This is a genomic window from Nocardiopsis coralliicola, assembly GCF_054779695.1.
Window position 1 is genome coordinate 1 of sequence record NZ_BAAGXT010000086.1, and the last position, 8,706, is coordinate 8,706.

7 protein-coding genes are annotated in these 8,706 nt (G+C 75.4%); 2 read left to right on the forward strand and 5 right to left on the reverse strand.

Features of this window, described 5'->3' with window-relative positions:
• The first annotated feature begins 648 nt into the window (after positions 1-648).
• Entirely contained in the window at positions 649-1,272 is a 624-nt protein-coding gene (locus ACYVGT_RS27855) for a DUF4126 domain-containing protein (protein ID WP_460863783.1), read from the forward strand.
• Between the two features lie 210 nt (positions 1,273-1,482).
• Here ACYVGT_RS27855 and ACYVGT_RS27860 read toward each other — a convergent pair whose 3' ends face one another.
• Positions 1,483-1,758 (reverse strand): hypothetical protein, encoded by a 276-nt coding sequence (locus ACYVGT_RS27860; RefSeq protein WP_460863786.1) that lies wholly within the window; start codon positions 1,756-1,758, stop codon positions 1,483-1,485.
• A 207-nt stretch (positions 1,759-1,965) separates the two neighbouring features.
• Positions 1,966-3,939, reverse strand: a complete 1,974-nt coding sequence (locus ACYVGT_RS27865; protein ID WP_460863788.1) for a Xaa-Pro dipeptidyl-peptidase — start codon at positions 3,937-3,939, stop codon at positions 1,966-1,968.
• Between the two features lie 147 nt (positions 3,940-4,086).
• On the opposite strand from ACYVGT_RS27865, the gene ACYVGT_RS27870 reads away from it, so the two are divergent.
• Positions 4,087-4,779 carry an HAD family hydrolase gene (locus ACYVGT_RS27870; protein ID WP_460863790.1) on the forward strand — a complete coding sequence of 231 codons (693 nt, stop codon included), beginning with the start codon at positions 4,087-4,089 and terminating at the stop codon, positions 4,777-4,779.
• 130 nt (positions 4,780-4,909) lie between these two features.
• Here the strand turns inward: ACYVGT_RS27870 and ACYVGT_RS27875 are convergent, their stop codons facing one another.
• The 3 genes from ACYVGT_RS27875 to ACYVGT_RS27885 form a co-directional block, all read right to left on the reverse strand.
• A complete protein-coding gene (locus ACYVGT_RS27875) occupies positions 4,910-5,524 on the reverse strand; it encodes a superoxide dismutase (protein WP_460863793.1) in 615 nt (204 codons plus the stop codon).
• A 235-nt stretch (positions 5,525-5,759) separates the two neighbouring features.
• A complete protein-coding gene (locus ACYVGT_RS27880) occupies positions 5,760-7,076 on the reverse strand; it encodes a DUF2399 domain-containing protein (protein ID WP_460863795.1) in 1,317 nt (438 codons plus the stop codon).
• Between the two features lie 50 nt (positions 7,077-7,126).
• The coding region (locus ACYVGT_RS27885) for an SbcC/MukB-like Walker B domain-containing protein (protein WP_460863797.1) at positions 7,127-8,706 on the reverse strand (1,580 nt) is incomplete at its 5' end.

Here is an 8,706-nt window from a genome sequence, read left to right on the forward strand (position 1 = left end):
GCCGCCGCCGGCCGGGCTCTCCTCCGGAGCGGTGCGGGCGCCTGCGGTGGCGCTGCGGCCGAGCCCGGCGCCCGCGCACCCCGCCGGGCCGAGGGCGGTCCGGACGGGTGTCCGCGCGCGTGGCGGGGCCGGTCCCGCCACGCGGGCCGTCCTGCTCCGCGGCAGGCTGCCCGGTGCGTTTTGTGCTCCGGAACGGAGGTCGGCAGCCGGCCCTCAGCCTTCCGGTCGCGGCTGTCCGGCTGCCCCGCGGCACGGACGGCTTGGGCGGCGCCGGATGGTGACCGGCGGTGGGGGCGCTGCCGCGCGGGGGTGCGCTGCAGCTCCGGACGGCGCAGCGGAAGCTCCCGGTGCCGCGCCGCAGCGGACCGGGAGGCGGTGACGTGCGCGGTCGCCGCCGGCGCCGCCGGCGGACTGCGGCCGGTCCGGCGGGCGCCGGGAGCCGGCGCCGGGGGTGGCCCGCAGCCGGGGCCGGCTCGGGCGAAGGGCGCTCCGCTGCTCCCGCCGCCCTGCGGTCCGGGGCCGGTTGCGGCCGTTGTGCACGGGGTGCGGACGCGGGGCTGACGGCGGGTCCCGCCATCGCGTAGCCTCGGCGCGCACGACCGGCAACCGGCCGGCGGCGGAAAGCGGGCGGGACCCAAAATGCTGTCGATGCTCACCGGGAGCGGCCTTGCGGCCGCCGCCGGGCTCAACGCCTACATCCCGCTGCTCCTGGTCGGCCTGCTCTCCCGCTACACCGAGGTGCTGCCGCTGCCCGCCGCGTGGGCGTGGCTGGAGCACCCGCTCGCCATCGGCGCCTTCGGAGTCCTGTTCGCGCTCGAGTTCTTCGCCGACAAGATCCCCGCGGTGGACACGGTCAACGACGTCGTGCAGACCGTGGTCCGCCCCACCTCCGGCGGCATCACCTTCGGGGCCGGCGCTTCGGCGTTCACCCCCGACCTCGCAGCGGCCTCGGCGGGCGCGGCGGCAGGACCAGCGGGTGCGGCGGCCGAGGCCGGCGGGGGGCAGATCTGGCCGATCGCCGCGGGCGTCTGCATCGCCCTCGTCCTGCACGTGCTGAAGGCGCTCGCCCGCCCCGTCCTCAACGCCGTCAGCTTCGGCGTCGCGGCGCCCGTGGTGAGCGTGCTGGAGGACATCGCGAGTGCGGCGATGGCGGTCTTCGCGATCGCCGTGCCGATCCTCGTCCTCGTCGTGCTGCCGGCGGTCGTCGGGGTCGGCATCTGGGCCGTCCTCCGCCGCCGGCGCCGCCGAGCGGAACGGACCGCAGCCGGGTAGCCGTCCGCGGCCCGGCCCCTTCGGAGCACACCCGCGGGCGGAGGCGGACCGGGGCGGCGGTGCGCGCCGGCGCCTGTGCTGCGCCCTGGCCCGTCCCTCGCGGCGTTCTCCGCAATCGAGGAGGAAAACCCCGCCCTGACTCATTCGCCGACCGTGCGACGGGTGCACCGCCGAGCCCGCTCGCGGTGAACGCCATCCACCCAACACGCACTAGACGGAGACGCGGATACCGCTCCAGCCGGTGCTCTCCCACCGGTCGCCGACGAGGACCAGCGGGTACCAGTCGCGCTCGGAGGGCAGCACGACCGGGTCTTCGGCGTGGCTGGCCCACACGCACCAGCCGCGGCCGACGACGAACGCCGCGGAATGCCGGAGGCCCTCCGGAACTCCGTCCGGCTCGGCCGTCCAGTCGATCTCGACTCCGCGCCGCTCCGCTTCGCGCTGCATCACCTCGCGGTTGTGGGTGGCGGGGGTATGGGTGCGCATGCATCGTCTCCCGGGCAGGCCGCGCTGCAGCCGGGGCACCGCCCCGCGCGCTGCAGCCGGTGCCGCGAGGGATCTGAGGGGACCGCGGGGTGTCCACCGCCTATTGTGCCCGCCTGCGCACCCGCCGCGCACGGCGCCACGGCGGTCGGCCGCACCGCGCACCCGCTCCGGGGCCGAGCTGCAGGTCCGGCGGGCCCGCTGCCCGGCTCAGGCCAGCGGAAGGGTGACGGAGGTGTCCGCGGTATCGACCGCGACCTCGGTCCCCGACGGGTAGCGCTGAGTGAAGCCGTGGTCGGTCGAGATCAGCACCAGGCCGATGCGGTGGCCCTCCTTGAACACGTAGTCCTGGGCCAGCATCTCCCACGAGTAGCGGTACTCGCGGCCCGCCACCACGGGCTGCTGGCGCCACTCCGAGACCCGGTTCCGGGCGTCCAGGTGGCCCCGCGTCACGATCGCGAAGTCGGACTCCTCCGTCACGTGGGTGAGCGGAACGGTGCAGCCCGGGTCGTCCGGGACGCCCGCGCCGTAGCAGACCTCCTCGCCCCCGGCGGCAACACCGCCGGTCGGCCGGGTGTCCGTGCCGTAGTCCACCAGGAGCGCGGTGAGGTGCGGCGATGCGCCGTCCATCGCCGCCCGCACGGCCACCTCGGGAACTCCGCTCAGCCGGGTGTCCTCCGGCAGCGGCCCGGTCCGGTAGACCAGCGCCCCGCCGTTCCCCTCGCCGGGGTCAGCGGCCAGCTCCTCGGCCGTCTCGGTACGGCCCCGGTCGGTGAACCCCTCCACCGCCCCGGGCGGCCGCTGCCGGCCCTCGGTCAGACCGCCGCTGCCGTCCGCACCGCCCGGAACCGCCCCGAGCCGCACGCGCTCGGCGCCCTCGGCCGGCCACTCCTTCTCCGCGCTCCACGCCAGTCCGGCGCCCTCCACTTCGACCGGCGGCGTGTCCGAGCCGCCGCCGATGCCGTACAGCTCGCGGTCGAACCAGGCGTGCAGCCGGTCCAGCCACGCGTCCATGCGCAGCCGCATCGGATCGACGTGGCCGCCCTGGTGCAGCCAGAGCCGGCGCTCGACACCCGTCTCCTCCAGCGCCTCCCAGAGGCGGAGCGCCTGGTCGGTTTTGACGTTGTCGTCGTTGAGGCCGTGCGCGAGGAAGACGCTGGCGCTCACCCCGCCCAGCGCGTCCCGGTAGTCGCGGTCGGCCCAGAAGCGGTTCCGGTCGCCGGTGGCGCGGTCCTGGTCCTCGGTGACGCCGTCGAGCACGCTGCCGCATGCCTCGGCGCCCTCGCGGGTGGTGACGATCTCGGCCAGGACGTCGGCGTCCTCGCCCTGGTAGCCGCCGGGAGCGGTGACGGCGCCACCGCTGCGGTAGTAGTCGTACCAGGACGAGATGGCGCCCTGCGGAACGATGGTGCGCAGTCCTTCCACGCCGGTGGTGGCGGCCGCCATCGGCAGCGTCCCGTTGTAGGAGATGCCGGTCATGGCGACGTCGCCGGTCGACCAGTCGGCCGCGGTGACCGGTTCCCCGCCGGGTGTGCGCCCTTCGGTGCGCCCGTTCAGCCAGTCCACCGCCGCTTCGACGCCCGCCGTCTCGTTGGCGCCGCCGCTGGTGGGGCAGCCGGTCGAGGAGCCGCTGCCGAGACTGTCCAGCTGCGCCACCGCGTAGCCGCGCGGCAGGAAGTAGTTGTCGTAGTAGTTCGGCAGGTGGTCCGGGGTGTCCTGGGCACCCGCCGCGCCGCCCTCCGCCAGCGCGGTGAGGCCGGACCGGCCCGGCCCGCCGCCGCGCGGCGGCACCGTTCCCGCGCCGTCGTCGTCCAGGTCGACCTCGTACATCTCCGGCTCGTGCGTGCCCGCCCAGTAGGGGCTCGGCTCCAGCACCGTGGCCACCTTGACGGCGCCGCCGCTCTCGCCCGGCCGCATCAGCCGCAGCCGGACGGTGTCCGGCTCGCCGTCGCCGTCGCTGTCGGCGCCGGTGGTGATGTCGACCTCTTCGTAGACGGCGTCGGCGTAGTCGAAAACGGGCTGGGTGCGGCCGTCCTGCACGGTGAGGCCGGGCAGGACGTCGGCTGAGGCGGGGGAGCAGAGAGAGGCGGCGGTCACCGCGGCGAGCGCCGCGGCGGTGCCGCCGCGCAGCGCGCCGCGGGCGGTGGAGCTGCGGGCGGGGGCGGCCGAGGGGGATGGTCGCATGGCGCGTCCTTCGCGAGTGCGGGGCCTTCCGCCGGGCTCGGCGGCGGGCTGGACGCTGCCATCAGAACCGACCCGGACCGCCGCGTCCAGAGCCCCCGCCGGGGCCCGGGCCGACCAGCGCCCGAAAGCGGCCATTAGGATGCCGGGGTGGCAGAGAACAGCAGCGCGCAGCGGAACGGGGACCTCGGCGGAGTCCGGCACATCGTCTGGGACTGGAACGGGACGCTCCTGGACGACAACCACGCCAACCTCAGCGCCCTGAACCGGGCCTGCGCCCCCTTCGGCCGCGCGCCCGTCGACCTCGACCACTGGCGGAGCGTCTTCCGGCGCCCCCTGATCGACTGCTACGAGGAGCACCTGGGGCGCGCGCTCCCGGCCGACGCGTGGGCGCGGATCAACGAGGACTACGACACGCACTACCTCGCGGAGCTGCCCTCCTGCCGGCTGGCCGACGGCGTCCCCCGGGTGCTCGACGACTGGTCGGCCCGCGGCGGAACCCAGTCGCTGCTGTCGATGGCCTCGCACGCGCACGTCGTGCCGATGGTGGCCGAGCGCGGGCTGGACGGCCGCTTCACCCGCGTCGACGGGCGCACCTACGACGCACCCGACGACTCCAAGGCCGAGCACCTGGTCGCCCACCTCGGAGCCCAGGGGATCGACCCGGCCACCGTGGTGCTCATCGGCGACATCGACGACGACGCCCGCGCGGCCGAGGGCGCCGGCGCCCGCGCCCTGCTGGTGGCGAGCGGCATGATGAGCCGCAGCCGGCTGGAGGCCACCGGCCACCCCGTCACCGGCAGCCCCGTCGAAGCCCTCGGGTTGCTCGCCGCCGCGCACTGAGCGGCTCTCCGGGCCGGTAGGGCGCTGCGCCGAGGCCCACCCGGCGGCGGCCGGGGGGCCGTCCAGCAGAAAAGGGGCGGTGCCGCGGCACCGCCCCTCCACTCGGCCGCAGCTGCGGCCGCTGCACTCGCTAGCCGAGCACGATCTTGCGCGCGTCGTCGAAGCGGCCCTGGACGTCGGCCCAGTTGACGACGTTCCAGAACGCCTTGACGTAGTCCGCCTTCACGTTCTTGTACTGCAGGTAGAAGGCGTGCTCCCACATGTCGAGCATGAGGAGCGGGTAGGAGCCGGCCGCCAGGTTGCCCTGGTGGTCGTAGAGCTGCTCGATGATGAGCTTCTGGCCGAGCGCGTCCCAGGCGAGGATGGCCCAGCCGGAGCCCTGGACACCGGTGGCGACCGCGGTGAAGTGTGCGCGGAAGGCGTCGAACGAACCGAACTGGTCGTCGATCGCTGCGCCGAGCTCGCCCTCGGGCTTGTCGCCGCCGTCCGGCGACAGGTTCGGCCAGAACACGGTGTGGTTCACGTGGCCGGCGAGGTTGAACGCGAGGTTCTTCTCCAGCATGTTCACGGTGCCGAAGTCGTTCTTCTCGCGGGCCTCGGCCAGCTTCTCCAGCGCCGTGTTGGCGCCGCCCACATACGCCGCGTGGTGCTTGTCGTGGTGGAGCTCCATGATCTGTCCGGAGATCCACGGTTCAAGCGCCGCGTAGTCGTAGGGCAGTTCGGGAAGCGAATAGGGCGCGGACATGAACGCACCTTTCCTCTGACACGTCTGGTGATTGGGCTGTGAGCGATCTCGAACCGCTGATCACGAACCTATCAGCAGCGCCGCTTCCGGCCCGCTGTCGGCCATCCGACAGCGTCCGCCGGGAATACCCCGCGGCGCCCGCCTGTTAGCGGTCCCGCTCGCCGCCCCGCCGGTGCGGAGCGTGCCTCTCTCCCCCTCTTCCCCGCACGCCCGCCGCCACTCCCGAGCGCCCGCCCTACTTCGCCCCGAGATCGGCGAGGAGCAGCCGCAGAATGGCGGGCCGTTCCTCCTCGACGGCTTTGCCCGCCTCCTTCATGGCCGGCGCCAGCCCCTTTGACCAGGGTGAGGAGCCATTCCCGGCGCGGAGTCCAGCGTGCGGGCCGCCGCCGTCGCGCGCGGCGAGCGCCGCCGTGTAGTCGTCCTCGGCCATCCGCCACGGCGCCGTGCCCGGGAGCTCCAGGACGCGCCGCGCGATGTGCAGCCCGCCCCAGTCGAAGTCGCCGTGGTAGCGGACCTCGGCGCCGGCCTCGGACAGCAGCCGCACCCACTGCAGCGCCAGCACCGAGAACTGCCCGGACAGGCAGAGCAGCGGCGCCTGCGCGCCCGCGCTCCGCGCGGCCTCCACCACGTGGGTGTTCTCGCAGGCCCAGACGATCGTGCCCGGGGCGATCAGGGCTCCGTCCCGGGCCGCAGCGCGAGCGCACGCGAGGTCGCCGCCGTCGAGGTGGAGGGCGAGTCCGAGGTCCGCCCGTTCAGCGAGGTGCGCGGCCCAGCGGCCGCCGGAGGCGAAGCGCAGTCCGCGGGCGAGCACCGTGGTCGCCGCCGACGCGTCGCTCACTCCGCACCGCTCCCACAGCGCCTTCTCCTCCTCGCGCGTCGCCGGGTGCGCTGCGCGGTGCGCCAGGGCCGCCGCCCGCAGCACGATGTCGGCCAGCGGCCCGCGGCGGCCGCCGTCCAGTCCGTGCGATCCGGCTGCGGTGTGCTGCGCCAGCTCCACCTTCGCGGTGACCGCGGACGGCGGCAGGGCGGGGTCGAGGTGCATCCGGGCGAGGACGCGGCAGGCGTCCCCGGCAAGGCCGGCGCGCACCTCGGCCTGCTCCGCGCTGACGCCGCGGACCAGCCACTCCAGCCACGCCGGTGCCCACGGGGCGGCGTCCAGACCGTGTTCGGTGAGGGCCGCCGCATAGCCGGACCGCACGCCTGCCACCCGTTCCGCCCGCGCCGCGCCCGCCGGCTGCTTCGGCACCACCGGTCCGCGCCCGTCGCACGCCGCCGTGAGCTCGGGCAGGCCGGTGCCGTAGTCGTCGGCGAGCTTGCGGTGGAGGGCCGCGAGGTCGATACGGACCTCAGCAGCGCCGGCCGGGACGCCGTTGCGCGGCAGCCCCGGCAGCAGCGCGACCCGGCGGTCGGCGTCGACCGGGACGGGCCGCTTCACGCCGCCGCCGGAGTGCAGCCGCTGCCACGTGCCGGGCTTCTCCAGTTCGCTGCGCACCTTCGCCCAGAAGCCGCTCAGCCGGGCGTCGCTGTAGAACCGGAAGACCGACACTGCCATCGTGCCCGGCGGCTCCTGCGCCGGACCCGGTTCCGCGCCGCCCGGCGCGCTCACGCGGCCCGCTCGAAGCCGGTTCCGGTCCAGGTGGTGCGGGCGCAGGCCACGCCCCAGGCGCCCTTGCGCTTGAGGATGTCGTAGATGTGCATCCGGTCGATCTTGGAGGAGACGCCGAAGCCGGACGGCCAGGTGATCGCCCAGTCCATGTCGAGGTCGACCAGCAGCTCCAGCAGGCGGGCGATGGTCGGGTCGTCCAGCCGCTCGAACGCCTCGTCCAGCAGCACCAGCCGGAGCGGCCCCTCCAGGTCGCTGCCGAGCGCGTCGTAGAACGCCGCGCTGGCCGCGAACAGCGTCACGTACGACACCAGCCGCGTCTCGCCGGAGGACAGCTGCCGCACCCGGCGGTCGCGCGGCGCGCCGTCCGGCCCGGTGTCGTGGATGCGCACCCGGTAGGCGAACCAGTCGCGGTAGTCCAGCGCTTCGCCGAGCACTTCGGTGTAGCCGCTGCTGCGGCCCTCCGCGCGGGTGGCGCGGATCCGGTCCATCAGCGCGCGGCGCAGCCGGTCGTTCTCGTCCGGGGTGCGCTGCGCCACCGACTTCTTGGCCAGGCCGAACGCCGACCGCTCTGCCGGGTCGAGGTGCGGCGCCGGCTCCCAGGTCAGCTCGACGCGCACACCCTGGCTGGAGTGCGCGCCCTCCAGCACGTCGTTCATCCGCCGGGTCAGCGCCTCCGCGGCGCGGATCTGCCGGTGCAGCTCCTCGGCGACGTCGCCGAGCAGGAACTCCTCGAAGACCCGCTCCTCGCCGTCGGTCAGGTTCTGCTCGGCGGCCTCCAGCCGCGCCGCGGTCAGCCGCGCGGTGGAGGCAACCGGCGCGGTGCCGGTCTCGTCGCTGACCGCGACGGTGAGCACGTCGGTGCCCTCGGTCCGGTCCATCTGGACGTCGTGCGTGCCGGCCAGCGCGGTCTGCAGAGTCTGGATCCGGGCGATGAGGTCGCGCTCCAGCGCCGCGGCCGAACCGGCGGCCGCCTCCTCGGCGAGCACCCCGTCCAGCGCGGACCGCAGGTCGTCGCGCTCGAACGGCACCTCCAGCAGGCCGGTGGCGGCCTCCCACACGCCGGGCACCTCGGCGGCGTCGGTCAGCGCGTCCTCCGCTTCGGCCAGCACGCCCCCGGCCTCGGCGACGGCGGACTCCGCCTTCCCGGTCCGCTCCTCGGCCCGCACCTTGTCGGTGAGCCGGTCCTCCACCTCGGTCTGCGCCTTGGGCGCCGCGGCGGCCAGCTCGGTGCGCTCCGCGGTCAGGGCGCGCACCCGGGCGCCGACCTCTTCGGCGTCCGCGCCGAGCGAGGAGCGCAGCGTCTCCAGCACCCCGTGCGCCTCGGCGAAGGCGCGGTGCGCCCGCCGGGCCTCCTCCTCGGCCTGCTCGCGGGCCGCGGTGGTGCGTGCCGCGTCGGCCAGCGCCGCATCGAGTGCGGCGAGCGCCTCCGGGTAGTCGGTGCGCAGCAGGGTGCCGAGCCGCTCCAGTTCTGCGGCTGCGGACCGCGCGGGCTCGGCCAGCTCGCGCAGTGCCGGCGCGCCCGCGCCGACGTCGAGGTCGCCGCCGCCGCGCCTGTGCTCGGCGCGCGCCGCCTCCC

Bases quoted from the DNA above. Each gene is read 5' to 3' on its own strand.
- ACYVGT_RS27860 (WP_460863786.1), bottom strand. From the start codon at position 1,758: ATGCGCACCCATACCCCCGCCACCCACAACCGCGAGGTGATGCAGCGC.
- ACYVGT_RS27865 (WP_460863788.1), bottom strand. From the start codon at position 3,939: ATGCGACCATCCCCCTCGGCCGCCCCCGCCCGCAGCTCCACCGCCCGC.
- ACYVGT_RS27880 (WP_460863795.1), bottom strand. From the start codon at position 7,076: ATGGCAGTGTCGGTCTTCCGGTTCTACAGCGACGCCCGGCTGAGCGGC.
- ACYVGT_RS27855 (WP_460863783.1), top strand. From the start codon at position 649: ATGCTCACCGGGAGCGGCCTTGCGGCCGCCGCCGGGCTCAACGCCTAC.
- ACYVGT_RS27875 (WP_460863793.1), bottom strand. From the start codon at position 5,524: ATGTCCGCGCCCTATTCGCTTCCCGAACTGCCCTACGACTACGCGGCG.